Here is a 26,696-nt window from a genome sequence, read left to right on the forward strand (position 1 = left end):
GTCTTTTTTTTATAACACTTCGCCTTTTTCGGGCTCGATCTGGTTGAGTTCCGTATTCTTGTATTTTGCGAAATTATAGCCACTCTCCCACCAGACCGTCATTTTTTCCTTATCGAAAATAAGGGAATTTGTAGTGAGCACGGTCGGGGTATAATAAAAATTGATAATGGCATCGTTATGCTTGGCGACGTATTTACCGATCCTTATATTTTGATGCTCGATACGATCAAGCATATATTCGAACATGGTGGTAAGCAAGGAAAAGGCATTACGTGACGGCAAGCGGTTCAGATGGCTCACCTCGGTCTGCAAAACAATGACATCGACCTCTTTGGCCCCTCGTTTTATGGCTTCCTCTATCGGCACCATATTCCCAAGGCCGCCATCGGCATATTCACAGCCGTTCTTGCGCACCAAACTCATAAACGGGGTGTAGTTGCACGAAATCCATATCCACTCACAGAACTCTTCGTAACTGTAGTCGTTTATACTCTTGTATTCCACTTGATTTAGGGAAAGATTGGAGACCGTTGCAATAATTTCCTTTGGGCCCTGCTTTAAAATTTCAAACTCCTCTACCGTCAAGGTCCTTTTAATCAGTTTTAAAAGATTTCGGCTTTCCCCGAAGGTCTTCCTTCCCTTATAAAAATTCTTTAGCACATTCCAGTGATCGATACCGATCGTGTGTACCCCGTGCTTCTTTTGTATGGTAAAGGGGCAATTGCTAAAAATACTGTGCTGGTTCACCGAGGTATACACCTCCTTGATCTTTTCGATTTTCTGAAGGGCCAGATGCGAAATAAGCAAACTGCCCGTAGACGTTCCCAAAAACAGGTCGTACTTGTGATGGAGTTCCTCCATAAGGTATTGCGCTACGCCTCCTGCAAAAGCGCCTTTACTACCTCCGCCCGATATGACCAATGCCCTCATGATTTAGTTTAGTTTGGTGCTAATATAACGTGTTTCCTCTTGGTTTAGTTTCCCTACCAATTTTTCAATACGGGTTTTATACTCTTGATCTTCCAAAAGTTGACCGATTAGGCCCCGTGCATACTTTTTAAATTGCCAAGAGTGATGGTTTGTAGCATTTATAAGATTGGCCAGTCCCTCATCGGTAAAACCTATTTCCCGCAAATACTGAAAAGCTCCGATGCGCACTTCCCAACCCTGCTCGGGCGAAGTGTAAGCGGTCAATTCCGCAAAGTATTTCCGGGTGTTTTCCGCCTCATATCCATCAGTAGCCACGGCAAGGAACAACCACAGTAAGCGGACGTTCTTGTTCGGTAGGCCGATCACTTCCTTCGTCGCATCCAAATAGGCCTTACGGCTCTCGGGAAAAGACGACCAAAGCTTGAACAGGGCCAACTCTTGGGTTATATAACTCGTATCGTCCAATAATTTTTCCGCACTTTCCTTATGGATACTTGAAATTTGGTCGATCAGCTGAATAGCTTTTTGGCGGACTTTTAACTGAGGATGATCGAACAAAGGGGCAAACCGATCTTTGCCTAAAATCTCTTGGGCCAGTTCATCTACCAGGGCTTCTTTGTACTGTACCGGCCTTTCCGCCTGTAATTCCTTTTCCAAATCCTTCAGTTCGTGTCCCGATCCAAGAAAGGCGGACAGGGCTTCGTTTTTATCCATAAGGTAGGTCTTGGCCTCGTCCCATGGAAATTCGGAGGACTCTAACCATTTTACCCTAAACCCCTCTAAGTTTACGGCTGACGCCCGTTCCATTTCCCTTAAGAAATCGTCGATTGTTACATTTTTAAATCGATGGGTGTTCAAATAATCGGAAACTCCTTTTTTAAAAGGCTTATCCCCTACCAATTCCCTGAGCATCACCAAGGCCCAAGCCCCCTTTTCGTAAAACGTGGCGCTACTGGCTTTAGGGTCGACCAAGGCTTGCCCCTTGCCGCCTTCGCTGATTTCATGAAGTTCCTTGGCCGTATCGAATAGTTTCCAATAGAAATGGTCATCACCAAAAATTTCCTTTTCGGCCAAATAGGCATAGTAGGTAGCAAAGCCCTCTTGCAACCAATGATGGCTTCCGTCTTTTTCAGTAACCAAATTACCGAACCACTGGTGCGCCAATTCGTGGGCATTGACATTGACGTAGTTCTTATCTACAAAGGCCGTAGCATCTATGACATATCCATCGGAAAAAATCGTGGCCCCCGTATTTTCCATCCCTGCGTAAAGAAAGTCCCGAACCGGAATCTGCTTGTAATCCTGCCAAGGGTAGGAAACCCCTATTTCATCCTCTAAAAAATCAAAAATCCGTCGGGTATGGCGATAAGTAGGTTCAACCCTTGCACTATCCTGCGGATAGAAATAATTTAGAATGGGAACTCCCGTTGAAGAGCTCAGTTCTTTCTTGCTATAATGGCCGATGGCAAAAGCCAAGAGATAGCTACTCATGGGGTTTTCCATATCGAAAAGCCACACAGGCCTACCGTTCTCGCCCTTAGAGACCGACAGCAACTTACCATTTGCAATTACCTCGTAGGTTTGATTCGCCTGAATAGCCAAGTCGAACTCGACCTTTTCGTTCATATCGTCAAAACTAGGCAGCCAATGACTGGTGTACTTGCCCTGACCTTGCGTCCACACCTGTTCGTTCCCTTCTATTTTATCGCCCCAGCCCAAAAAGTAAACGGTTTGCCTTGGTTTGGCCACATAGGCTATCGTAAGCTCGTGGGATGTATCCTTTTTTAGTTTTTTACGAATGGAAATCGTCTTATCGGTTGCAATGAAATCGACTTGCTTACCGTTCATCTCTACTTTTTCAAACCTCATATCCTTGGCATCGAGAAAGACCGAATCTACATTTTGAAGCACCTTAAATCGATAGACCACCCTCCCTATGATCTCTTTATTCAAAGGAACGGGTTCTATATATACATCGGCACGAACAAAGTCGACCTTATCTTGATGCTGCCCAAAGGAAAAAGAAACAAAACCGAAAAAAAGAAGTAATAAAAAGTATCTCATGAAATTTTAAGAACAAATAGTAGACCAAATTTAATGTTTTAGTTTGTCGCAATTGCACCTATCACCTATTTTAGTCCCATGAACGCTAATTCACTTCAGACACCTATTGTATACCTAAAAGGTGTAGGCCCCAATCGGGCCCAAACCTTGCAGTCTGAATTGGGTATACATACGTTTCAAGATTTACTAAATCTTTTTCCCAACCGTTATATAGACAAAACCCGTTATTACAAGATAGGCCAACTGCAGCGCAGCAATGCAGATGTGCAGATTATCGGAAAGGTGGTGCACATCAAAACCGTGGAGCAAAAAAAGGGCAAACGCCTTGTTGCCAGTTTTGTCGATGAGACCGGCGAGATGGAGCTGGTGTGGTTCAGGGGACAAAAATGGATCAGGGAAAATTTAAAGCTGAACACCCCATATGTGATTTTCGGAAAATGCAATTGGTTCAATGGCAAGTTTTCTATGCCCCACCCTGAAATGGAACTTTTAAAAGACCATGAGCAAGGCCTTAAGGTGTTGATGCAACCCGTGTATCCATCAACCGAAAAACTCAACAACAAAGGAATTACCAACCGGGTAATAAGCAAACTGGTACAACAAATATTCATTGAAACCAAGGGAAAGTTTACCGAGACCCTTTCGGAAAAATTGATGTTCGAGCTAAAGCTTATCCCCAAGAGCGAAGCCCTGTTCAATATTCATTTTCCAAAGAACCAAGAGCTATTGGCCAAGGCCCAATTCCGATTAAAGTTCGAAGAGCTGTTCTACATTCAGCTTCAATTGATTGCCAAAAACATGCTGCACAAGCAAAAAATAAAGGGCTTTAACTTTGACCAAGTAGGAGTGCTTTTTAACGATTTTTACAAAAACCACTTGCCTTTTGAGCTTACGGGCGCCCAAAAGCGGGTCATCAAGGAAATTCGGGCCGATTTAGGAAGCAATGCCCAAATGAACCGTCTTCTACAGGGCGATGTAGGCTCAGGAAAGACCATAGTCGCCGTAATGACCATGCTCCTGGCCATTGACAACGGTTTTCAGGCCTGCCTTATGGCCCCCACTGAAATTTTAGCGAACCAACACTATACCGGTATCGTAGAGCTTCTGGAAGGTACGGGCATCAACTGCGCCCTATTGACGGGCTCGGTAAAACAGGCACACCGGCGTCCGATCCACGAAAAACTGGAAAGCGGCGAGCTCAACATTATAATAGGTACCCACGCCCTACTGGAGGACAAGGTGAAATTTAAAAATTTAGGACTCGCCATTGTAGACGAACAGCATAGGTTCGGTGTTGCACAGCGATCCAAGCTTTGGCACAAGAACCAGATTCCACCCCACATACTAATCATGACGGCAACGCCCATTCCCCGTACCTTGGCCATGAGCCTTTATGGCGACTTGGATGTTTCCATAATCGACGAGCTGCCTCCAGGAAGAAAACCCATAAAAACCGTACATCGGTACGACAGCAACCGCTTAAAGGTTTTTCAATTTATACGGGACGAAATAAAAAAAGGGCGTCAAATCTATATCGTATACCCCCTCATTCAAGAGTCAGAGGCCTTGGACTACAAAGATTTAATGGATGGATACGAAAGTATTGCGCGCGACTTCCCCCTACCCGATTACCAGATTTCCATTGTACACGGACAAATGAAGCCGGCGGACAAAGACTATGAAATGGAACGCTTCGTAAAGGGAGAAACCCAGATCATGGTCGCCACTACGGTTATAGAGGTAGGCGTAAACGTCCCCAATGCCTCTGTGATGATCATAGAGAGCGCCGAACGATTCGGTCTATCACAACTCCACCAGCTGCGGGGTCGTGTGGGCCGGGGAGCCGACCAGAGTTTCTGTATCCTTATGACCGGGCACAAATTATCTACCGAAGCCAAAACCCGATTACAGACCATGGTACATACCAACGACGGCTTTGAAATTGCCGAGGTCGACATGAAGTTACGTGGCCCTGGCGACATCATGGGCACCCAACAAAGCGGCGTACTGAATTTAAAGATCGCCGATATCGTAAAAGACAATGATATTCTTAAAACGGCCAGGTACCACGCCATACAACTATTAAAAAACGATCCTGGCCTTGAAAAACCGGAAAACATGGCCATTAGACACACTTATGCCCAGCTGGCGAAATACAAAAATATCTGGAATTACATAAGCTAGCATTCCGTTTCATATAACGCCAGTATCTACTATTAATCTTCCCACTTATAAAGTATGGCCCCCTATTTCATCAGCGACCACTTATTTTCACTTCTTTCAACGATTGCCGAAGCTACCCTACTAATACATCGAAACGAAAAATTGAGAATTATGACCCTATTTTCTTATGCGTATTTATAAATTAAATTACATTTAACCATTAATCTAACCTAGATAATAAATGAAAAAGCTTTTTGTATTCTCCCTGCTTGTTTTGATGTTGGCCTGTGACGAAAAGGATGAAGCAGATGACAAACTAAGTCTACCCCTTAACGGTGATCATTTAATCGAACAGATCGATGTTGTATATTCTAACAACATTTCCTTTTCGAAAAATTATTACTACGGGAACGACAATGAATTATCAGAAGTAAGGTCATTAAATGGCAATGAAGAATATACCTATAAAGATGGCTTCATTACAAAAATAAAATACACCGCTCTTCCTTCGGGAGCGATTGACGAACGTTTTTTCACATATAATAACGAAGGCAAACTTACAGAAGAGACAAAATTGTACTATACAAAATCTGTCGGTGAGCGAATTGTCTTTTCTTATCCCGACGAGACAACGGTAACTTTTGAGCGATATGGGGGAGACTTAAACGCTCAAAACTCACTGCAAGCGAAAGGCATTTATGATTTGGAAGCGGGTAGTTTCAACATTCTAAAGCTAACCGAAACTACTATCGAAACCCCACAGACCAGAGTCTTATCCTATTCATACGATAACAAAAAAAGTGTGACCCATGGTATAAAGGACAATATGAAAGGTTTTGAATACTTATTTTCTGGCGAAAATAATGTAACCGCATATTCTTTTAAACTCAACGACCTTGATGTTTATTCATACTCTTCTACATTCATGTACAACAACGATATTTATCCAAGCAAGGAAAGCCAAACGGACCAAGATGGAGCTATAAACACTTATACTTTTTATTATCAATAATAATCTGAGTTACATGTTTTATAAAACCGCTTTTTTACATACGTCTCCTTTTTTTATTTCTAAATTATTGATGACAATACTATTTCATTTGAGGTTTTATGTGTGAACAATAATTCAGGCGCACTCATTAGGCAATCGCTTATTCTGATGAAAATAACAATCCTCCCAAACAGCATTAAAGTAGTCTTACACTAGCCCATTGTTTAATATTATGGACCATATTGTTCGATAAATAAGCCTTACAAATTACTTGACAACAATCCAGATCTTAAGGTTGAACATCGTAATTTTCAACCACAATAATTTCTTAACAACGCCCACATTCGTTAGATTTGTGAGCTTAGAATTTAAATGAGATGAATACAAAAAAAACATTATTCGATAAAGTTTGGGATTCGCATGTGGTACAACACATTGAAAACGGACCCGACGTATTGTTTATAGACCGCCACATGGTGCACGAAGTAACGAGTCCCGTTGCTTTTTTAGGTATAAAAAATAGGGGCATCAAGGTGCTGCATCCTGAAAAAACGTTTGCTACGGCCGACCATAACACCCCTACCATCAACCAACACCTACCTGTTGAAGACCCACTTTCCGCCAATCAGTTGCGCATGTTAGAGGAGAACTCCAATGAGTTTGGTATTTCATATTGGGGCCTTGGGCATGAAAAAAACGGTATTGTTCACGTTGTGGGACCGGAATACGGCATCACCCAACCTGGCGCCACCATCGTTTGTGGTGATTCACACACCTCCACTCACGGGGCTTTCGGAGCCATCGCCTTTGGTATCGGCACCTCGGAAGTAGAAATGGTTTTGGCTACGCAGTGTATTATGCAGACCAAGCCAAAGAGTATGCGGATCAATGTTGAGGGCAGCCTTAACAAAGGGGTTACCCCTAAAGATGTGGCCTTGTATATCATTTCACAATTGACTACATCAGGTGCCACAGGCTATTTTGTGGAGTATGCCGGACAAGTTTTCAGGGATATGACCATGGAAGGCCGAATGACGGTCTGTAACCTTAGTATTGAAATGGGTGCCCGTGGAGGAATGATCGCCCCTGACGAAAAAACATTCGAATACGTAAAAGGAAGAGAATTTACACCGACCGGTGAGGCATGGGACAAGGCTATGGCCTATTGGAAATCCCTTCCTACCGAAGAAGGCGCAGAATTTGATAAAGAGATCACTTTCAACGCTGCCGACATAGAACCGATGATCACCTATGGTACCAACCCTGGTATGGGCATCGGAATTACACACGGTATTCCGCAAGCGGAAGCTGTTGAAGGTGGTGTTGCCACTTACAAAAAGTCCTTACAGTACATGAACTTCAGTGAAGGAGACAGCATGATGGGCAAACCTATCGATTTTGTTTTCTTGGGAAGCTGTACGAACGGAAGAATTGAAGATTTCAGATTGTTCACCTCCTTGGTAAAAGGCCGTCAAAAAGCCCCTAATGTTACCGCTTGGTTGGTTCCCGGTTCACATAGGGTAGAAAAAGCCATTAAAGACGAAGGCCTATTGGCCATTTTAAACGAAGCCGGTTTTGAACTTCGCGAGCCTGGGTGTTCGGCTTGCTTGGCCATGAACGACGACAAGGTACCTGCCGGAAAGTATGCGGTGAGTACATCAAATAGAAACTTTGAAGGAAGACAAGGCCCAGGTTCAAGGACTTTATTGGCCAGTCCCTTAGTTGCCGCTGCAGCTGCCGTTACAGGAAAGGTTACCGACCCAAGGGACTTAATGGAACTTGAAACCGCCTAACCCTAATTTACTTTTAATTCAGAATTACAATTTGAAATTATGGCATACGATAAATTCAATATATTAAAATCATCGGCCGTACCACTTCCCATAGAGAATGTGGATACCGACCAGATCATACCTGCTAGATTCTTAAAAGCTACCGAACGCAAGGGTTTCGGCGACAACCTTTTTAGGGATTGGCGCTATAACAGCGACGGTACCGAAAAGAAAGACTTTGTACTGAACAACCCAACCTATAGCGGCCGTATTTTGGTCGGTGGCAAAAACTTCGGATCAGGTTCTTCCCGTGAGCACGCCGCTTGGGCCGTTTACGATTACGGATTCCGTTGTGTAGTATCAAGTTTCTTTGCCGATATTTTCAGAAACAACTGTTTGAACATCGGTGTTCTTCCCGTACAGGTAAGTGCCGAATTTTTAGACAAAATCTTTAAGGCCATCGAAGCCGACCCTAAGGCCTCTTTTGAGGTGAGCCTTCCCGAGCAGACCATTACCATTGAAAGCACAGGGGAATCGGAAAGCTTTGACATCAACGCCTATAAAAAAGCGAATATGTTAAACGGTTTTGACGACATCGACTACCTTTTGAACATTCAGGACGAAATCAAGGAGTTTGCCGCAGACAGACCATTATAGGCTTCTGTTGCAGACCTCCTAAAAGATTAACGCAATCTGCCGGACCATCAGCGTTTCGGCAGGTTGTTTTTTCCTTTACATCAATCGCTAGAAAATCACCCTAATACAGTTCTAAAGAAACCCTAGAGCAAATGAAAAGAAAACTGGAAATTATGGATACTACGCTGCGAGACGGCGAGCAAACCTCTGGTGTATCCTTTTCCGTTTCCGAGAAACTGACCCTGGCCAAACTACTTTTAGAAGAATTAAAAGTTGACCGTATCGAAGTTGCCTCGGCACGGGTTTCCGATGGGGAACTCGAAGCCGTCAAACAAATCGCACAATGGGCTTCCGAGGAGAACTGTATCGACAAAGTAGAGGTGCTCACCTTCGTTGATGGCGGTGTATCGATAGATTGGATGAAAACGGCCGGGGCCAAAGTACAGAATCTCTTGACCAAAGGTTCGTTGAACCACCTTACCTATCAACTTAAAAAAACGCCTGAAGAACATTTTGCCGATATTGCAAGATCTTTAGAACAGGCTTCAAAAAACGGCATTTCCACCAATGTTTATTTAGAAGATTGGAGCAACGGTATGCGCTCTTCAAAGGAGTACGTTTTTCAATACCTCGATTTTTTAACAAAGCAACCCATTAAACGGGTCTTGCTTCCCGATACCTTGGGCGTACTCACCTATTCGGAAACCTACGCCTATATTTCAGAAATCGTAACACGTTACCCCGATACCCATTTTGATTTTCACGGGCATAACGATTACGACCTCGGGGTCGCAAATGTAATGGAAGCCGTAAAAGCCGGTTGCCATGGCCTTCACCTAACCGTGAACGGTATGGGAGAACGGGCCGGTAACGCCCCAATGGCAAGTGCCATTGCCGTAATCAACGATTTTTTACCGAACATCCAGATTCAGGTCAACGAGTCTTCGCTCTACAAAGTCAGTAAATTGGTTTCGGCCTTTACCGGGGTCGGAATTCCTTCGAATAAACCTATTGTAGGGGATAATGTATTTACACAAACCGCTGGCATACATGCGGATGGGGATAGTAAAAAGAACTTGTATTTTAACGACCTATTGCCCGAACGTTTTGGTCGCAAAAGAAAATATGCCTTAGGCAAAACCTCGGGAAAAGCCAACATACAGAAGAATTTGCAGGAACTCGGACTCACCCTTAACGATGAAGAGCTGAAAAAAGTCACCCAACGCATCATTGAATTGGGCGATAAAAAAGAAAGGGTAACCAAAGATGATCTGCCCTATATCATTTCCGATGTTTTAGGCGAGGGAGATGACCATCAACAGAAAGTATTCATACGATCCTACGTACTCACCCATTCAAAGGGGCTTCGCCCATCGACTACGGTTTCCTTAGAAATCAATGGCGAACTCTTAGAGGCCCATGCCCAAGGAGACGGACAATACGATGCGTTTATGAACGCCCTTCGCAAACTCTACTCCTCAAAGAAAATGGAGTTTCCGAAACTAACGGACTATGCCGTAAGGATTCCACCGGGCAGTAATTCAGACGCCCTATGTGAGACCATAATCACCTGGCAGAATGGAAGTAAGGAATTGATTACCCGGGGACTGGATTCCGATCAAACCGTATCGGCGATCAAAGCGACTGAAAAGATGCTCAATATCATTTAGTTATGCTATCGGCCCACGAACTGGAATACTTTACGGTTCCAGGGAAGGATTTGGGGTATATAGAACGACAATTTTTTGAGGACCTTAAGGACAAAGTTGACAGGACCAGAAAAAGTTTAAATAATTTGATAAATAAAATTTAATTAACCTTACACACCAAAATAGATACACAGCACAAAGTAATTGGCGTGTAGCGTAAAGCTAAAAAAGAATGAAACTAGACATTGCACTATTGGCCGGAGATGGAATCGGCCCCGAAGTTATTGACCAAGCCGTAAAAGTTTGCGATGCTATCGCAGCAAAATATAAGCATGAGATCAGCTGGAAACCTGCGTTGACAGGTGCCGCGGCCATTGACGCCGTTGGAGAACCATATCCGGATGAAACCCATGAAGTTTGTGCCAGTGCAGATGCCGTTCTTTTTGGAGCCATAGGCCACCCTAGATTTGACAATGACCCTTCCGCAAAAGTTCGCCCTGAGCAAGGTTTATTGAAAATGAGACAAAAATTGGGTCTTTTTGCCAATGTACGCCCGACTTTCACCTTCCCTTCTTTAATCGATAAGTCGCCCTTAAAGCGCGAGCGCATTGAAGGTACCGATTTGATAATTCTTCGTGAATTGACCGGTGGTGTATATTTTGGAGAGCGCGGTAGAAAAGACGATGGCAATACGGCTTTTGACACCATGACCTACACGCGCGCCGAAATTCAACGTTTGGCCAAAAAAGGTTTTGAGATGGCCATGAACCGTTCTAAACGCCTTTGTTGTGTTGACAAGGCCAACGTTTTAGAGTCATCACGTTTATGGAGAGAAACCGTACAGGCCATGGAAAAAGACTATCCTGAGGTTGAGGTTTCTTACGAATTTGTTGATGCCGTTGCCATGCGATTGGTGCAATGGCCAAAAGGATACGACGTTATCATCACAGAAAACCTTTTCGGAGATATTTTGACCGATGAAGCCTCTGTAATTTCAGGCTCTATGGGATTAATGCCTTCCGCTTCCGTAGGCGAAAAAACAAAACTGTACGAACCTATTCACGGTTCATACCCACAGGCCGCAGGAAAAGACATTGCCAACCCATTGGCTACCGTACTTTCAGCAGCTATGATGTTTGAAGATTTCGGTCTACAGGAAGAAGCCGAGGATATCCGTCGTGTAGTAAACAAGTCTTTAGCCGAAGGTATTGTAACCGAAGACCTTTCCGAAGATGCTAAAGCATACAAGACAAGCGAAGTTGGCGATTGGTTAGCGAAGAACGTTTAAGTAGAACCCTTTTCCCGACAACTAGCGTGGGACAATTAATATTTAAAAGTGCTAAATCTCTGAACATCCTTTCCAAAGGAGGCTTTAGGATTTAGCACTTTTCTATTTATCCGGCCAACATTAAAAAATGCTAAAAGGACAATATTGACATATTAAACTACTCAACATCTTCTTTTCCATAAAGCCAAGCAATGTTTATTTCTTCATAAAACAGATATATATCTTCTTCGATATTATGCGTAAAAATTGGTAGTACATTCAAGATTTCAAGGGTTTCACCGGAAACAACCCCAGTTTGCGTGTATGGCTGATCAGTATCCGCATCATATTTCAAAATCCGTTTATCTCCATCTTTAGTCCAAACTATTGCAACTTCAGATTCTGATTCTTCTACTGGCTCGTAAATTGTTTCGTAGGTATCCTCCTCTTCTGAATATATTATATACAAAGCACCAAAGCTAGATGCCGTTCCTGTGCCGTCACTCTTAAGAGTAATAGTTCCCTGAGGGACACCTTCTACCTCTTTATTAAAATCCGTATTCTTCGTCCCGTCATTATTAAAGTCACTGGCTTCTTCCATAATTGAAGCGGTAGATTTCCAGATTTCAACAATAGTGACTTCTTCTATATCTTCCCCATCTGTTTTATCCTCAGTATCATCGCTTTTATCGCAAGCAACAAAAAATAGCCCTAGAGCAAAAATCGATAAGTAAAATTTCATTGTAGTTTTCATAATTTATAGTGTTTAGAGGTTCATATTTAATTTCGTGATTTGTAATCTTAGCAAACGGCTTGAATCATCCCATTCAAGTTTTATTCATACTCTTCTTTTTGATTTGTTAGTGGCAGCGCTACGTTGTAAGGTTTCTAAGCGTAGAATTTGCCATCTGCCTTGTTCTTATAGGTTTTAGACCGTAGAATTTTAAATCGGAATCAAGAAAAAATGTAACAAAAGCACCTTCATCTTGATTCCGAATGATTTCTATGAGATTACGCCCCGTTTTAAGAAATTATGTCTTCCTTAAATTCTAAGGCCTAAGCATTTTGATGAAAAAAGCACTGCACATTTTTAACAAAGTAATTATCCGTAGTAGACGATTCCAGTTCAAGTTCATTATTCCCTTGCACTTTCAAATAAGACCCTGGAAAAGTAAGGATCTGTGTAAACCAAGCATCTTGAAAATCCCAAGAAGGATCATAAGCAGTCAAGTCACCGATATGCTTTCCATTAATTTTAACAGGAAGAGTCTCCCTTAAATTTCTAACCATAATAAAAATAATAGCATTACGATTACCTTCCCTCCCACCTGTTCCGAAAGGAAAATCTCGTTCTACATCTGTGATTAATACATGGTCATTACCAATAACTGTAATAAAATCCGATACAATAGGCATAGCTTATATATTTAAATTAAACAATCATATATACTATCTGCGCGGTCATTTACTCCGCTCAAGCTTTTATGAAGCCAAAATACTTGGAAGAAAGACTGTTATGGGGGTAAAAAACCGACTAAAATGCAATCTGCTTTAAAAATGATTGGGCGGCCTCATTCTGAAAGCCCATGTAGGAAGAAAGTGTTGTATGTGTTATCGCTCGAAATTGTTTGCGAAAATGTGATTTGTCATAATACTCATATTGACATAATAAATCGATCAAGGGAGCTTTGGTACGATTAAAATCGTTTACTATATGATTGACCTTAACAATGGTGGCATATTGATGGGGCCGAAGACCGATACGTTCCTTAAATGCACGTTGTAAATGACGTTCACTTACTTTTAGCGTTCGGGCCAAGGTATTGGTATGAATGATTCCTTTCCGATTGATGATTTCCTCAACCGCCCAATCAGTGAATACCGGATCTTGTCTCTGTTTCAAAACTTGGGAACCAAGCCATTGTTCAAAAAGTAAAACCCGACTATTAATATCGCTCCCCATCATTTTACCATGGAGCTCCTTTAAACTTTTGTCTAAGTGGTAATTGGCCTCAATTGCAAAATTCCGTAATTCGTTAATAGGTATTCTCGTTAAACGACAAGCCGTCGTCGGCTTTAAAACCACCCCAAACAAATCGCTATCTTGAGGCATTTCCATTGCGTACATACAGTCTTGTTGACCGGCTATATAAACGGGGTAATCAATAAGTCCAATTTGATCGCTGTAGTCAAAAACCAATGAACCATTAAAATTAAACCCAAGAAAAACGCATCCTGTGGGTAAGGTGGTCTGCCGATACAAATGAGGATTCTTTTGCCTATCTCCACTAATCTTTTGTTGAAAATAGAAATAAACGTAAGGTTCCAATAATTTGGAAGGCGCCTTAGTAATAAAATCATGTGTAGCCATATTACAAAAATTGAATTAGAATGTCATCGAACCCTAGAGGGCCTTCGTACAGAGCGCAAAAACAAAAGAGCTTTTGCAAACTCATTTATTGATGTGATACAGGGGAATCGTCAATGATACATTCGTCTTTTACACTTGACAACGAAGAAAAGAAATAGGTTTTAGGAAAGAATGTAAAAATGCGTTCTAAATACCCAGAAATAAAACTAACTTACTGATAATCAAATGAAATATATCAAAGCGTTTGTACATTTTTTATAAAAAGTGAATCCTTGACAAATACTTCTTGAATAAATTTAAATCGTTCTATATGAAACTCGCGAGGTGTATGGCCACAGTACTTTTTAAAGTCTTTATAAAAATGTGAAAAATCATAATAATTATACAATGTACCTAGGCTGGCATAATCGTTTTGCGCATTCATATCAATTTCAGAAAACAGATTATTAAAGCGTACGATACGGTTAAAGGTCGAAGGGGGAATTCCGACGACCTCCTTAAATTTTTTTTGAAAATAACGCATACTCACATTCAGTTTGTCCGAGACTTCCCTTACTTGAATACACCCATAAGATTCGTACATCATTTCTAACCCCAAATCAACCATAGGGCTAGTTTTATTGGCCCTGTCTACTCTGTCCAACAATAATTGCTCTACCATTGAAATTCTTTCTTGTGGGTCTGTAGTCCGTTCAAGCTGATGTGAAAGCTTAGTGAGATTCACATTGAGAAGGCTTTCCGTACTCAAGGGAGTATCTACCAAAGTATGCATATCAAAACCAAACAATTTACGGAGTCCTGCCGGCTTAAAGGCTACACCAATTAACGCTACAATTTCGTCATCGGAAGTAAGGGTGTAGGCGTTAATTTGTTGACCTGTAGTATAGCACTTTGGGACAAAAGGCTTTTTACCGCCTATAGAACGACCATAAATGCTCCCTGAATATTGAAACACCATAAAGCCCATTCCACTAGGAAGTATGAATTCCTCTATCTTTTCCCCATAATCTTTTCGCTCCCATTTTATTTCATAAAAGAAAGAAACAAAAGGGAGCAATGCTTCGGGTGGAGGGTATGCAGTATGCATATTTAACGAATTGATTATTACCAAAGTAGTAAAAAACAGACATTTATAACGTATGAATTGTATAGTTTGTAGCGAATACGGTATAATCGACCATCTACCCTTTGCTTATAAACACAAGGATTAATAAAGAAAAAAATCAATATATAGCCGCTGAAAAAAAGTACACAAAACAAGCAGAGTTACTATACAAAAGCGAAAAGGTCTCGCCTCATTGGCCACAAAAAAACTCCCAAGAATACCCTTGGGAGTTTTTTTATCTCATTTTATAATGTGATTTTTTTGCGTGCTACCTTAATTAGCTATTATACGCCAACTTTCGGTACTTATTGGCCCTTTGCCTTCTATATACAAGAATACCTATAGCCATGGCCACCCCGGTACCGGCCAGTACCGCACCTACGACTCCTGAATAGACCACCCCATAACCATAGGCAATTGGCAGTCCGGCCAAATAGGCTCCAGATGCATTCCCCATATTAAAAGCACTTTGGTTCATTGATGATCCCAGCATTTCATTTCCTTTTGAGGTGTTGATTATCGCCATTTGTATGGGGGTCGAAACCGTAAAAGAAGCTAACCCCATCAAGAAAGTCATAATCAATAACATCTGTGGGTTTGTTGCTACTACCGCATTGATAAGTAATAAAAGCACCATAAAACTCAAACTTATAGCTACTGCTTTTAAAGGTACAAACCACTCAGCCATTTTTGCTCCTAAGAAATTGCCGACCACCATACCAAGACCGGCCAAAATCATGGCGTAACTGACCATGTTTTCTCCCATTCCCGCAATATCGGTTACCAAAGGGGCTATATAGCTATACCAAGCGAAAAAGCCTCCTGTACCTATAGTAGTTAATGCAATAAGCGCCCATAATTCGCCATTTCTTAAACCTTTATTCTCATTTGATCGCGCTTTGGGAAGCTCTGGTTCTATTTTTGGCATCCAAAAAAACACACTTAAAATCGCCATAAATCCAACAATTCCCACCATAAAGAAAGATAAACTCCAATCATAATGGTGTCCTATATAAGTTCCGGTTGGCACACCAATAACATTTGCAATGGTCAACCCTGAGAACATTACGGCAATTGCTTGAGCAGACTTGCCCGCCTTGACCAATTTACCCGCTACAACGGCGCCGATACCAAAAAAGGCACCATGGGGCAAACCAGATAAGAATCGGGTCACCAACAACGTACCGTAACTATCGGCAAAACCGGATAAGGTGTTAAAGAGGGTAAACCATCCCATCAACAACAACAAAACGGTCCTGGAATTCAATTTTGAGCCTATTTTGGCCAATAATGGTGCTCCGACCACTACACCAAGGGCATAAGCGGCAATGGAATGGCCCGCTTCGGGAATACTAATATTCAATCCTTTGGCCACATCGGGAAGAATGCCCATAATCACAAACTCCGTCAATCCAATACCGAAACCTCCTATCGCTAAAGCTATTAGCGCTTTTCTATTTGCTGTGTTTGTTTTCATAGCACACACCTTTTTAATTAAACAAAATTTATTTGTAAGATTTGGAGCTTACATTAAAAATTAACAAAAATTTTAAGCAAAGTTATGGCGAGAAAATCAATTAAAAATATGCGCGATTATCAGATTTATGTTCATAATTACCCATAAAAAAAGAATACCCCTGTAAATAGGGGTAAAATCTTATACTTCAAACATATGTTAGCGTTTCAAGGGAAACCTTGAAAGATATACAAAGCTACGATTGAAACCTTTGTGCTTTTGTAGTTTAACGGGATAGATTACAAAATATAATCCGTACTCACGAAGTTAGACAGCTTGGCTTCTAATAACTGCTGAATAGTTTCATTGTTTAAATCGTTATCCTTAAAGGCGACAAATGTTCGAATAGAGAAGGATCGCAAAGCATCATGAACGCTTAAAGTGGCCTGGGCCGAATCTTTTCTTCCCGTAAAGGGATACACATCGGGACCACGTTGGCAAGAACTGTTCAAGTTCACCCTACACACCAAGTTAACTAAGGAATCAATTAAGGGGGAAAGTGCGTATACATCCTTTCCGAACAAACTCACCTGTTGTCCGTAATTACTTTCCGCCATATCGTTTAAGGGCTCTTCAATATCGGAGAATGAAAGTACAGGTACCACAGGTCCGAACTGTTCCTCTTGGTATACCCTCATATCCTTGCTTACCGGATAAAGCACGGCAGGCCAGATATAATTATCAAATTTTTGACCTCCCTTTTTGTTCTTTATTTTTGCTCCTTTTTCAAGGGCATCATCGATCAACTCTTGAATATAGGCCGGTTTTCCCGGTTCTGGAAGAGGCGTCAATTTCACCCCGTCTTCCCAAGGATTACCGAATTTCAAAGCATCGACCTTTTTTGAATACCGTTTCAAAAACTCGTCTTTGATATCCTCATGTACATAGATCACCTTTAAGGCCGTACATCGCTGACCATTAAAAGACAGGGTTCCGGCAATACACTCGTCGATGGTCAGATCTAGGTCGGCATCGGGAAGAATAATGGCCGGATTCTTTGCCTCTAAACCTAAAACCAAACGCAAACGGTTACTTTTAGGGTGTTGCTCTTGCAAGGCATTTGCCGATTTACTGTTTCCTATCAAGGCCAATACATCTACCTTACCGGTCTGCATAATGGGTGCGGCAACGGCCCTACCCCTTCCGAAAAGGATGTTTACTACACCTTTAGGGAAACTAGTCTGAAAGGCCTCCAACAAAGGCGCAATCAATAAGACCCCGTGCTTTGCCGGCTTAAAAATAGTGGTATTCCCCATAATAATGGCAGGAATAAGCAATGCAAAGGTTTCATTGAGCGGATAGTTATAAGGCCCCAAACAAAGTACAACGCCTACAGGTCCCCTTTTAATATGGGCATACACACCATCATGTTTTTGAAACTTGGCCGAATTACGGTCCAAATCCTTATACTCCTCAATGGTATCGTTTATATAATCTACGGTACGGTCAAATTCTTTCTGGCTATCGGGTAATGATTTGCCGATTTCCCACATCAGCAATTTTACGATTTCCTCCCGTTTGGTCTTCATCTGCCGTACAAAGTTCTCCATACATTCAATACGGTCTTTTACGTGCATGGTCGGCCAAACGCCTTGCCCCCTATTAAAAGCCTTCATGGCGGAATCTAGGGCATCAAGGGCTTCAGGCTCACCCATATCGGGAATACTTCCCAACAATGTGGGTTTGTAGGCTTCGGTAGAAGATATGGTAGAAAAGACCTCAGTGGTCTTACCTTCCCACGTTTTCAGTTCTCCGTTTACCAGGTATTTTCTTTGGTCTATTATCTTGTTAATCTGATATTCTTCAGGTATAGTTGTCATTTTAAAAAGGTTAGTTCTTTAACTTAAAAAATTAAGGAGTACAATTCTTACAAAAGTACATAATTAAAAAAATCGAAGTTACCTAAAATAGGCCTCCCTTACACGAATTTCATAAAACAACCGAAAATCGTGAAACCTCTACACGAGATACTGAAACAAATCGGGTTTGTCGTTCAGGTAGTCCCCATAAAAGTTGTTTGCCTTCATTCGCTGTACCAGCGGTTCTAGGTCGTCAGGACTTTTAAGCTCGATACCGACAATGGCCGGCGCGTTTTCACGACTCGACTTTTTTGAATATTCAAAATGGGTGATATCATCATCAGGACCTAAGATCTCTGCTACGAACTCCTTTAAGGCACCGGGTCTTTGTGGAAACCTCACAATAAAATAATGTTTAAGGCGGCCGTATAAAAGCGCCCTTTCCTTAATCTCCGCTGTTCGGGTAATATCGTTATTGCTTCCACTAAGAATGCAAACAACGGTCTTGTCCTTTATTTCGGATGCAAAGCCATCCAAAGCCGCTATGGTCAATGCCCCGGCAGGTTCGACTACAATGGCATCCCTATTGTACAGATCAAGAATGGTCTGGCAAACTTTACCTTCCGGCACGGTTACCATATCATAAAGACCTTCCTTACAGATGGAAAAGGTCAAATCCCCCACTTTTTGCACCGCAGCCCCATCAATAAACTTATCGATTTTGGAAAGCTCCGTATTCACATTGTTTTCCATGGAAGTCTTCATCGATGGCGCCCCTTCTGGCTCAACACCTATGATTTTGGTACTAGGCGACAGTTCTTTAAAGACGCCTATTAAACCCGAAGCGAGTCCACCTCCGCCCACGGCCACAAAAATGTAATCTATAGGCTCTTTAAACTGCTCCAAGAGCTCCAAGCCTACCGTACCCTGCCCTTCAATGACCTTAGGGTCGTCAAAAGGATGGATATAGGTCTTATTGTTGCTTTCACAAAATGCCCTGGCACTTTTGGACGAGTCGTCAAAAGTATCGCCCTCAAGAACAACGGTGACCCATTCACCGCCGAACATTTTGGTCTGCTCTATTTTTTGCTTCGGTGTTACCGAAGGCATATATACCGTCCCTTGAATTTTTAGGTGATTACAAGCAAAGGCTACGCCTTGGGCATGGTTTCCCGCACTGGCGCACACAATTCCCTTTGCCCTTTCCCCTTCAGAAAGCGAATTGATCTTATTGAATGCCCCACGAATTTTATAGGAACGCACCCGATGCAAGTCTTCCCGCTTAAGAAGGACATTGGCACCGTAAGCCTTTGACAGCCGTATGCTTTGCATTAGCGGGGTTTCCGTAGCCACTTGGGCTATGGTCACAGCCGCCTTTTTGATATCCGGTATACTAGGAAAATACGTCATATTAAAAAACCCTGTCTAGAATTTTAACTTCCTATAGTTTGGAAGACTAAAAAAACCGGACAGGGTCGTTTTATCAATTATACAATCGGCTTCATGGCCGTCATAGAAGCACGAAGTCTAGCGCCTACGATTTCGACCGGATGCTCACGAAGTACTTTGTTCACTGCTATGAGTTTAGCATTGTCTACCCCGTTATCTTTACCTTCGCCATAAGCCTTACCGATAACGTCGGTATCGATTTTCTTCATAAAATCGGCCAATAGAGGCTTACAGGCATGATCGAACAGGTAACAACCGTACTCAGCGGTATCGGAAATAACGCGGTTCATCTCGAACAATTTCTTTCTTGCAATGGTATTTGCAATTAGCGGGGTTTCGTGCAATGACTCATAGTAAGCCGACTCACCGATAATACCCGATTCCGTCATGCTTTCATAAGCCAATTCAACACCGGCCCTTACCATTGCGATCATTAACACTCCATTGTCATAAAATTCTTGCTCAGATATTTTATCGTCACCTGCAGGAGTTTTTTCAAAAGCCGTTTCACCGGTTTCCGCACGCCAAGTCAAAAGATTTTTATCGTCATTGGCCCAGTCTTCCATCATGGTTTTTGAGAAATGACCGGTCATAATATCATCCATATGCTTTTGGAAAAGCGGACGCATAATCTCTTTCAATTCTTCAGAAAGTTCAAAAGCCTTGATTTTGGCAGGATTCGACAAACGATCCATCATATTGGTGATACCACCGTATTTCATTCCTTCGGTAATGGTCTCCCATCCGTATTGGATTAATTTGGAAGCATAGCCGGCATCGATTCCCTTTTCGATCATTTTGTCGAAACAAAGAATACTACCTGTTTGCAACAATCCACAAAGGATAGTTTGCTCACCCATTAAATCGGACTTTACTTCGGCAACAAAGGAAGATTCCAAAACACCTGCCCTATGGCCTCCTGTGGCGGCGGCATATGCCTTGGCCTGCTCCAAGCCCTTTCCTTCAGGATCGTTCTCTGGGTGAACCGCGATCAAGGTAGGTACACCAAAACCTCTTTTATATTCTTCACGCACCTCAGAACCCGGACTCTTAGGCGCTACCATAATAACGGTAAGGTCTTCGCGTACTTGGGTACCTTCTTCCACAATATTAAAACCATGTGAATACGATAAAGTCGCTCCCTTTTTCATCAATGGCATTACCGCTCCAACAACGGCAGTATGTTGTTTGTCAGGAGTAAGGTTGATCACCATATCGGCACTAGGAATCAATTCCGCATAGGTACCAACGGTAAAACCGTTTTCCGTAGCGTTCAAAAACGATTGTCTTTTTTCTTTAATTGCGGCATCCCTTAGCGCGTACGAAATATCAAGACCCGAATCACGCATGTTAAGTCCTTGATTGAGACCTTGGGCCCCACAACCAACGATAACTATTTTCTTTCCTTTTAAAGCCGATACACCTTCGGAGAATTCCGAAGCTTCCATAAACCTACATTTTCCCAACTGGGCCAATTGATCTCTTAAAGAAAGTGTATTAAAGTAATTTGCCATTTTTCAATCGTGTTTTTCAAATTCTCGCTAAAGCTATCTTACTTCATAGACATCAACAAGACTTTTTATTAAATTAATTATTGAATATAATTTTGTTATTTTTCTTGATAAAATTCATTGAGCAAAGCGGTAATCCGCATTTCCTCCTTAGATACCGAAATACGGCCCGAACGTACAAATTGCATAATACCGAAAGGCTTTAATTGATCGTACATTTCATCGATTTCGTTTCTACGTCCCGATTTAGCGATCACAAAAAAGTCGCGCGCCACGGTAACGATCTGCGAGTTGTTCTCTTTTATGATATTTTGGATCTGTCTTTCATCGAACAAGAGCGCCGATGCAATCTTAAACAGGGCCGATTCTTGATAGATCGTTTCGTCGTCGGTATGATAAAAGGCCTTTATCACTTCGATCTGTTTTTCTATCTGACCTACGATATTGTGCGTCCATCGCTCGGTGGTATGCACAACAATGGTAAATTTAGATACGCCATCTATCTCTGACTTAGAAACGTTTAAACTCTCTATGTTAATGTGTCTCTTTAAGAAAATCCCTGAAATTCTATTCAGCAAACCTACATTGTTCTCGGAATATACCGATATGGTAAACCATTGTTTTTCCATTGCGTATTTTAATAGTATCTGATCGAGCGCAGTCGACAACCAAATTATTCAATTTTATTCGCCCCCAACTGCGCTCGAGGGTTATTATCTTCTTTATTTATTCGCTATAATCCGAATACGTTTGTAATCGGTATACCACTTATTCCCTATAAATCGTTCGTCTTTTTTACCTTAAAGATTAACTCACCCGAACCACAATCCAAATCAAGGATTCTTTCATGCGATTTTGGTGAAAAGCCCTATCAAGGCTTTCCTATAATCGTATACGAAAGCATGCTTATTATCGTAAAATCAAGCATTCCAACTCTGTACTACTTGACTCATCCATACTTTTTTCAAAGACCTGCGCCTATTTGGTTTTTACCGCAACGATGAGGCCTGTCGACCAGTCCAACTTGGTCAAAACAAAATCATCCCGGCCTTCCAAATAGCCTATCAAACGCCCTACATTATCTTCATGGCCTTCAGGCCAATTGGGTTGGACCGCCATATCGTCCACAACATAGAAACCTCCTATAGCCAAAAGACGAAGCGTTTCATCTATTTCACTGTATTTTCCAGGCCAAGCATCGGCAAAAATCAAATCGAAATGCCCCCCTTCATACGAACGGATCCAATCCGACCCATCTTGACAAATCAATTCCACCCCTTCGTCGGCCCCAAAATACTCCGATACGATCTCTATGAGGTCACTATCATTGTCTACCGAAACCAAACTGCTATCAGGCCCCATACCATCGATCATCCAAGATAGGCTCAAGCCAATGCCCGTGCCCATCTCCAAAAATCTTCCGTTGGGCTTTGACAACATCAATGTTTTCAACAAGCTACCGACATATAGATCGGAAGGCATGGTAAAGCCCACTTCCTTCGATTTTCGCTGAATCTCTTGATAGATTTTTGGTTGATCCGATATTTGGGAGTCGAGCATATCTCTAGTCTATGAGGACAAGCCCCTATTATTTCAATCGTATTTCGGAAACAGAAGCCCCGGAAGGAATCATCGGAAACACGTTGTCTTCCTTCTCCACCTTAACCTCTAGGAAATAAGGCTTATCAGAAGCGATCATTTCTTGAATGGCCGTTTTAAGATCTTCCCTTTTGCTCACCCTTTTCGCCTCGATGCTGTAACCTTCGGCAATCTTGACAAAATCAGGGTTTACCATTACGGTAGAAGCATATCTCTTATCAAAGAAAAGCTCTTGCCACTGACGTACCATACCCAAATGGTCATTGTTCAATACCACGATCTTAACAGGAACGTTATGCTGGAAAATCACCCCAAGTTCTTGAATGGTCATTTGGTAGCCCCCGTCTCCGATAATGGCGACCACTTCACGGTCCATAGCACCCATTTTGGCCCCTATGGCCGCAGGAAGGGCAAATCCCATTGTACCCAATCCCCCGGAAGTAATATTACTCTTAGTCTTTTTGAATTTCGCATACCGACAGCCTATCATTTGATGCTGACCTACATCGGTAACGATTACCGCATTTTGCTCGGATGCGATGTTTATCTCCTCGATTACCTCGCCCATGGTCAAACCTTCTTTGGTAGGGTGAATATCGTTCTTGATCACCTGATCAAATTCGATTTTATATTTTTCCTTGAACTCGTTATGCCAAGCTTCATGCTTGTTCTCGTTGATCAATGGAAGCAACAAGCCCAAAGTCTCTTTAGAATCGCCCAGAACCGCTACATCGGCATGGACATTCTTGTTTATCTCCGCCTTATCTATCTCAAAGTGAATAACTTTAGCTTGTTTGGCATAGGTATCCAGACTTCCCGTAACACGATCATCGAAGCGCATACCTATTGCTATAAGCACATCACACTCGTTGGTCAACATATTAGGTCCGTAGTTTCCGTGCATTCCTACCATACCAACATTCAAAGGGTGCTCGCTATCTAAGGCCGAAGCCCCCATGATTGTCCAAGCTGCGGGAATACCCGATTTTTCGACCAAGGCCTTAAGCTCCTCTTCGGCCCTTCCCAAAATAATACCCTGACCCCAAACTATAAATGGTTTCTTTGCATTATTGATCAGTTCGGCCGCCGCCTCAATAGATTCGACCTTTGGTTTAGGCACCGCATCATAACTTCTTACGGCAGTGCATTTTTCATAACTAAATTCAAATTCGTCGAACTGGGCGTTCTTAGTGATATCCACCAATACCGGACCCGGTCTTCCCGATCTGGCAATATAGAAAGCCTTTGCCATGATTTCAGGAATTTCGGAAGCCTCGGTAATCTGATAGTTCCATTTGGTCACAGGAGTCGAAATTCCGATAATATCGGTTTCTTGAAAAGCATCGGACCCCAGCAAATGACGGGTGACCTGCCCTGTAATACACACCATGGGCGTAGAATCTATCTGAGCATCTGCCAAACCTGTCACCAAGTTGGTCGCACCCGGTCCGGAAGTAGCCATAGCCACCCCCACTTTACCCGAAACACGGGCATAACCTTGGGCCGCATGCGCCGCACCCTGTTCATGGCGCGTTAAAATATGGGTAAGCTTATCCTGAAACTTGTACAGCTCATCATAGACCGGCATGATGGCCCCGCCAGGATACCCATAAAGTAAATCGACCCCTTCGGCCAGCAGACAATGAATAATAGCTTCGGCCCCACTGATCTTCAGAGTTTCCTTCTTTGGGTTTTCCTGTGTTTTTATTTTTACTGTTTCCATAGGTCTTTAAATCCTTAAATAGCTAATCTGCAGAGACCTCTCTGCCAAAACACCTCCCATAACAAGAGGTTCTTGTTTTTTATTAAAATTCATCCGTTACACAACCCTGCGCCGCCGATGAGACCGAACGGGCATACTTGTACAACACTCCTTTTTTAAACTTCAATTCAGGCTCTACCCAAGATTCCTTGCGTTTAGCCAATTCTTCATCGGAAACCTCAACATTTATAGAGTTGGTTTCAGCATCGATGGTAATGATATCACCATCTTGTACCAAGGCTATGGTTCCACCTTCTTGCGCTTCGGGGGAAATATGCCCTACCACAAAACCGTGCGTCCCTCCCGAGAAACGACCATCGGTAATCAAGGCCACATCCTTACCTAGGCCCGCACCCATAATAGCTGCGGTAGGCTTCAACATTTCCGGCATTCCCGGTCCTCCCTTAGGTCCTTCGTAACGAATGACCACTACATCGCCTTTCTTTACCAATCCGGTACGAATACCGTCGTTGGCCGCATATTCACTATCAAACACTTTGGCGGTTCCCTTGAACAACAACCCTTCTTTACCCGTAATCTTGGCGACCGAACCATTTTCGGCCAGGTTTCCATAAAGCATACGCAAATGGCCCGTTGCCTTGATCGGCTTATCGAGCGGCATAATAACCTCTTGCCCTTCTTCTAAATCCGGAACATTTTCAAGGTTCTCCGCCAATGTTTTTCCAGTAACCGTTAAACAATCGCCATGTAATAAACCGTTCTTCAACAAATACTTTAATACAGCAGGTATACCACCTACACGGTGAACATCTTCCATTAAAAATTTACCGCTAGGTTTCAAATCGGCGATAAAAGGTGTTGTATCACTTATATGTTGAAAATCTTGTAAAGTAAATTCTATATCCGCCGCTCTTGCGATGGCCAAAAAGTGTAGTACCGCATTCGTAGAGCCCCCCATAATAGTGACCAATCGAATAGCGTTTTCCAAAGATTTTCGCGTAACGATGTCCAAAGGTTTGATATCCTTTTCGATCAATACACGCATTTGCTTACCGGCAGCAATACATTCTTGTTTCTTATCGTCGCTTATGGCCGGGTTTGAAGAGTTATACGGCAAGGACATCCCTAGGGCCTCAATCGCCGAGGCCATAGTGTTGGCCGTATACATACCACCACACGCACCTGCGCCCGGAATGGATTTTTTGATAATACATTTATACTCGGTCTCCTCCATGGTTCCCGCAACTTTCTCCCCCCACGCCTCAAAAGCTGAAACAATGTCCAGTTTCTTATTATTATGGCATCCTGAAGCAATGGTTCCACCGTAGACCAAAATAGCAGGACGGTTCAACCGCAACATCGCCATCAAGGCCCCTGGCATATTTTTATCACAACCAACAACGGTTACCAATCCATCATAAGACATACCCTGAACCACCGTTTCCATAGAATCGGCGATCAAATCTCTTGACGGCAAGGAAAAACGCATCCCTGGTGTACCCATAGATATACCATCACTGACCCCAATCGTATTAAAGATAAGGCCGACCGTTTCTTTTGAATTGACCCCTTCCTTGACCAACTTGGCCAAATCGTTAAGGTGCATATTACAAGGGTTGCCCTCATAGCCCGTACTGGCAATACCGATCAAGGGTTTATTGAAGTCTTCGTCTTTAAAACCGATGGCATATAACATTGCCTGAGCAGCCGGTTGAGTTGGGTCTTGAGTTACGTTTTTGCTATACTTGTTAAGTTCCATTGAGAGATTTAAAATTGATTGTTCAGTTTACACTAAATGTTCTTTATATTCAAAGGTATCGTTTTCTATATTTCAGTATTTTCCATTGCGCTCCCCTATCTAAATCCAATAGTTAAAAAAATTACACAACACACTATAAAACAACTATTTAACTATTATTTTTTATCATATTCAATTCGTCTTCCATCGACCTTACAGGGCGCATAACCACAGGTTTAAAACCCACTTCATCACTAAAATTAAAAAGGCCTGTATCAGTTTTACATGATACAGGCCTTTCCAAACAATGAAAATCTGCATCATTCCTCTTTAGGAATGACTCTCACAACCACGATAGTATGTGTACTTATTTTCATCATAACAATATTACGTAAAATGAGGTTTTACAACAA

Annotated in this window: 20 protein-coding genes; 6 read left to right on the forward strand and 14 right to left on the reverse strand. The window is 42.3% G+C overall.

The genetic code is table 11. From position 1 onward, the window contains the following. Positions 1 to 9: 9 nt before the first annotated feature. Both B4Q04_RS10490 and B4Q04_RS10495 read right to left on the reverse strand, forming a co-directional pair. The gene (locus tag B4Q04_RS10490; RefSeq protein ID WP_013995873.1) at positions 10 to 930 is read right to left on the reverse strand and encodes a patatin family protein; all 921 of its coding nucleotides are present in this window, start codon (positions 928 to 930) and stop codon (positions 10 to 12) included. A 3-nt stretch (positions 931 to 933) separates the two neighbouring features. After that, positions 934 to 2,994, reverse strand: coding sequence for a M1 family metallopeptidase (locus tag B4Q04_RS10495; RefSeq protein WP_088696756.1), 2,061 nt, complete (start codon positions 2,992 to 2,994; stop codon positions 934 to 936). Positions 2,995 to 3,072: 78 nt separating this feature from the next. Here B4Q04_RS10495 and recG point away from each other — a divergent pair, with 78 nt between their 5' ends. From recG to leuB, 6 genes are all read left to right on the forward strand, one after another. After that, positions 3,073 to 5,178: an ATP-dependent DNA helicase RecG gene (gene recG / locus B4Q04_RS10500; RefSeq protein WP_088696757.1), complete on the forward strand. Its 2,106-nt coding sequence runs from the start codon at positions 3,073 to 3,075 to the stop codon at positions 5,176 to 5,178. Positions 5,179 to 5,398: 220 nt separating this feature from the next. Next, the gene (locus B4Q04_RS10505) at positions 5,399 to 6,169 is read left to right on the forward strand and encodes a hypothetical protein (protein WP_088696758.1); all 771 of its coding nucleotides are present in this window, start codon (positions 5,399 to 5,401) and stop codon (positions 6,167 to 6,169) included. Positions 6,170 to 6,525: 356 nt separating this feature from the next. After that, positions 6,526 to 7,941 (forward strand): 3-isopropylmalate dehydratase large subunit, encoded by a 1,416-nt coding sequence (gene leuC, locus B4Q04_RS10510; RefSeq protein ID WP_013995878.1) that lies wholly within the window; start codon positions 6,526 to 6,528, stop codon positions 7,939 to 7,941. A gap of 39 nt (positions 7,942 to 7,980) precedes the next feature. Continuing rightward, on the forward strand, positions 7,981 to 8,577 hold the full coding sequence (gene leuD / locus B4Q04_RS10515; protein WP_013995879.1) for a 3-isopropylmalate dehydratase small subunit: 597 nt from the start codon (positions 7,981 to 7,983) through the stop codon (positions 8,575 to 8,577). Between the two features lie 131 nt (positions 8,578 to 8,708). Further along, entirely contained in the window at positions 8,709 to 10,226 is a 1,518-nt protein-coding gene (locus tag B4Q04_RS10520; RefSeq protein ID WP_088696759.1) for an alpha-isopropylmalate synthase regulatory domain-containing protein, read from the forward strand. Between the two features lie 211 nt (positions 10,227 to 10,437). Then, entirely contained in the window at positions 10,438 to 11,493 is a 1,056-nt protein-coding gene (gene leuB, locus B4Q04_RS10525) for a 3-isopropylmalate dehydrogenase (RefSeq protein ID WP_088696760.1), read from the forward strand. A 157-nt stretch (positions 11,494 to 11,650) separates the two neighbouring features. On the opposite strand, the gene B4Q04_RS10530 is transcribed toward leuB, so the two are convergent. The 12 genes from B4Q04_RS10530 to ilvD all read right to left on the reverse strand — a co-directional run bounded on the left by B4Q04_RS10530 (position 11,651) and on the right by ilvD (position 26,304). Then, positions 11,651 to 12,226, reverse strand: a complete 576-nt coding sequence (locus B4Q04_RS10530) for a hypothetical protein (RefSeq protein WP_013995882.1) — start codon at positions 12,224 to 12,226, stop codon at positions 11,651 to 11,653. Positions 12,227 to 12,528: 302 nt separating this feature from the next. Continuing rightward, complete coding sequence (locus B4Q04_RS10535) at positions 12,529 to 12,888, reverse strand: hypothetical protein (protein WP_046287640.1); 360 nt, start codon at positions 12,886 to 12,888, stop codon at positions 12,529 to 12,531. Between the two features lie 118 nt (positions 12,889 to 13,006). Further along, positions 13,007 to 13,843, reverse strand: a complete 837-nt coding sequence (locus B4Q04_RS10540; protein ID WP_013995884.1) for a helix-turn-helix domain-containing protein — start codon at positions 13,841 to 13,843, stop codon at positions 13,007 to 13,009. Between the two features lie 235 nt (positions 13,844 to 14,078). Beyond that, positions 14,079 to 14,930 carry a helix-turn-helix domain-containing protein gene (locus B4Q04_RS10545; RefSeq protein ID WP_088696761.1) on the reverse strand — a complete coding sequence of 284 codons (852 nt, stop codon included), beginning with the start codon at positions 14,928 to 14,930 and terminating at the stop codon, positions 14,079 to 14,081. Positions 14,931 to 15,225: 295 nt separating this feature from the next. Continuing rightward, on the reverse strand, positions 15,226 to 16,425 hold the full coding sequence (locus B4Q04_RS10550; protein ID WP_013995886.1) for an MFS transporter: 1,200 nt from the start codon (positions 16,423 to 16,425) through the stop codon (positions 15,226 to 15,228). Positions 16,426 to 16,703: 278 nt separating this feature from the next. Beyond that, positions 16,704 to 18,284, reverse strand: coding sequence for an NADP-dependent glyceraldehyde-3-phosphate dehydrogenase (locus tag B4Q04_RS10555; RefSeq protein ID WP_088696762.1), 1,581 nt, complete (start codon positions 18,282 to 18,284; stop codon positions 16,704 to 16,706). Positions 18,285 to 18,422: 138 nt separating this feature from the next. Then, entirely contained in the window at positions 18,423 to 19,673 is a 1,251-nt protein-coding gene (gene ilvA, locus B4Q04_RS10560; RefSeq protein WP_013995888.1) for a threonine ammonia-lyase, read from the reverse strand. 77 nt (positions 19,674 to 19,750) lie between these two features. Further along, complete coding sequence (gene ilvC / locus B4Q04_RS10565; protein WP_013995889.1) at positions 19,751 to 21,226, reverse strand: ketol-acid reductoisomerase; 1,476 nt, start codon at positions 21,224 to 21,226, stop codon at positions 19,751 to 19,753. A gap of 95 nt (positions 21,227 to 21,321) precedes the next feature. Then, on the reverse strand, positions 21,322 to 21,852 hold the full coding sequence (gene ilvN / locus B4Q04_RS10570; protein ID WP_013995890.1) for an acetolactate synthase small subunit: 531 nt from the start codon (positions 21,850 to 21,852) through the stop codon (positions 21,322 to 21,324). A gap of 349 nt (positions 21,853 to 22,201) precedes the next feature. Beyond that, positions 22,202 to 22,783: an O-methyltransferase gene (locus B4Q04_RS10575; protein ID WP_088696763.1), complete on the reverse strand. Its 582-nt coding sequence runs from the start codon at positions 22,781 to 22,783 to the stop codon at positions 22,202 to 22,204. A gap of 28 nt (positions 22,784 to 22,811) precedes the next feature. After that, the gene (ilvB, locus tag B4Q04_RS10580; protein ID WP_013995892.1) at positions 22,812 to 24,545 is read right to left on the reverse strand and encodes a biosynthetic-type acetolactate synthase large subunit; all 1,734 of its coding nucleotides are present in this window, start codon (positions 24,543 to 24,545) and stop codon (positions 22,812 to 22,814) included. Positions 24,546 to 24,627: 82 nt separating this feature from the next. Beyond that, positions 24,628 to 26,304 carry a dihydroxy-acid dehydratase gene (gene ilvD / locus B4Q04_RS10585; RefSeq protein WP_013995893.1) on the reverse strand — a complete coding sequence of 559 codons (1,677 nt, stop codon included), beginning with the start codon at positions 26,302 to 26,304 and terminating at the stop codon, positions 24,628 to 24,630. Between the last annotated feature and the right edge of the window lie 392 nt (positions 26,305 to 26,696).

Source organism: Zobellia sp. OII3 (assembly GCF_002211465.1).
Lineage (GTDB): Bacteria > Bacteroidota > Bacteroidia > Flavobacteriales > Flavobacteriaceae > Zobellia > Zobellia galactanivorans.

Coding starts and splice junctions, on each gene's coding strand:
- B4Q04_RS10575 (WP_088696763.1), bottom strand. CDS start 22,783: ATGCTCGACTCCCAAATATCGGATCAACCAAAAATCTATCAAGAGATT.
- B4Q04_RS10505 (WP_088696758.1), top strand. CDS start 5,399: ATGAAAAAGCTTTTTGTATTCTCCCTGCTTGTTTTGATGTTGGCCTGT.
- B4Q04_RS10535 (WP_046287640.1), bottom strand. CDS start 12,888: ATGCCTATTGTATCGGATTTTATTACAGTTATTGGTAATGACCATGTA.
- B4Q04_RS10495 (WP_088696756.1), bottom strand. CDS start 2,994: ATGAGATACTTTTTATTACTTCTTTTTTTCGGTTTTGTTTCTTTTTCC.
- B4Q04_RS10550 (WP_013995886.1), bottom strand. CDS start 16,425: ATGAAAACAAACACAGCAAATAGAAAAGCGCTAATAGCTTTAGCGATA.
- B4Q04_RS10545 (WP_088696761.1), bottom strand. CDS start 14,930: ATGCATACTGCATACCCTCCACCCGAAGCATTGCTCCCTTTTGTTTCT.
- ilvD (WP_013995893.1), bottom strand. CDS start 26,304: ATGGAACTTAACAAGTATAGCAAAAACGTAACTCAAGACCCAACTCAA.
- leuB (WP_088696760.1), top strand. CDS start 10,438: ATGAAACTAGACATTGCACTATTGGCCGGAGATGGAATCGGCCCCGAA.
- recG (WP_088696757.1), top strand. CDS start 3,073: ATGAACGCTAATTCACTTCAGACACCTATTGTATACCTAAAAGGTGTA.
- B4Q04_RS10530 (WP_013995882.1), bottom strand. CDS start 12,226: ATGAAAACTACAATGAAATTTTACTTATCGATTTTTGCTCTAGGGCTA.
- ilvC (WP_013995889.1), bottom strand. CDS start 21,226: ATGGCAAATTACTTTAATACACTTTCTTTAAGAGATCAATTGGCCCAG.
- ilvA (WP_013995888.1), bottom strand. CDS start 19,673: ATGACGTATTTTCCTAGTATACCGGATATCAAAAAGGCGGCTGTGACC.
- B4Q04_RS10490 (WP_013995873.1), bottom strand. CDS start 930: ATGAGGGCATTGGTCATATCGGGCGGAGGTAGTAAAGGCGCTTTTGCA.
- leuC (WP_013995878.1), top strand. CDS start 6,526: ATGAATACAAAAAAAACATTATTCGATAAAGTTTGGGATTCGCATGTG.
- ilvB (WP_013995892.1), bottom strand. CDS start 24,545: ATGGAAACAGTAAAAATAAAAACACAGGAAAACCCAAAGAAGGAAACT.
- B4Q04_RS10520 (WP_088696759.1), top strand. CDS start 8,709: ATGAAAAGAAAACTGGAAATTATGGATACTACGCTGCGAGACGGCGAG.
- leuD (WP_013995879.1), top strand. CDS start 7,981: ATGGCATACGATAAATTCAATATATTAAAATCATCGGCCGTACCACTT.
- ilvN (WP_013995890.1), bottom strand. CDS start 21,852: ATGGAAAAACAATGGTTTACCATATCGGTATATTCCGAGAACAATGTA.
- B4Q04_RS10555 (WP_088696762.1), bottom strand. CDS start 18,284: ATGACAACTATACCTGAAGAATATCAGATTAACAAGATAATAGACCAA.
- B4Q04_RS10540 (WP_013995884.1), bottom strand. CDS start 13,843: ATGGCTACACATGATTTTATTACTAAGGCGCCTTCCAAATTATTGGAA.